Source organism: Dysgonomonas mossii, from assembly GCF_004569505.1.
Lineage (GTDB): Bacteria > Bacteroidota > Bacteroidia > Bacteroidales > Dysgonomonadaceae > Dysgonomonas.
Genome location: NZ_SPPK01000060.1, coordinates 1 through 461 on the forward strand (window position 1 = coordinate 1; position 461 = coordinate 461).

Consider the following 461-nt stretch of genomic DNA (forward strand, 5'->3'; position numbering starts at 1 on the left):
CTGTTCGGTGGTGAGCCAGCCCATGCCCTGCACGAAGCCGCCCTCGATCTGGCCGATGTCGATGGCGGGATTGATGCTGCGGCCCGCGTCGTGGAGGATGTCCACGGCGAGCACGCGGCTCTCGCCGGTGAGCGTGTCGATCGCCACCTCGGTGCAGGCCGCGCCGTAGGCGAAGTAGTAGAACGGGCGTCCGGTGAGCGTGGTCTTGTCGTAATGGATCTTGGGCGTGCGGTAGAAGCCGTCGCTCCAGAGCTGGATGCGGTTGGCATAGGCGGCCTGCACCACGTCGCGCCAGGCGTGCGAACGCTTCGGCGAAGTGATCCGGCCGTTCTCGAACTGCACCGCGCCCGCGCCGCAGTGGTCCAGGCCCGCCACGAAGGCCGCGAGGTTGTCGCGCACGTGGCGCGCGGCGAACTGCGCGGCGCGGCCGTTGAGATCGGTGCCGCTGGATGCCGCGGTGG

1 protein-coding gene is annotated in these 461 nt (G+C 69.6%); it reads right to left on the bottom strand.

Translation table 11 applies throughout. The features are described 5' to 3' along the window. On the bottom strand, positions 1-461 hold a 461-nt coding region (locus tag E4T88_RS18900; RefSeq protein ID WP_167755483.1), incomplete at both ends, for a molybdopterin cofactor-binding domain-containing protein.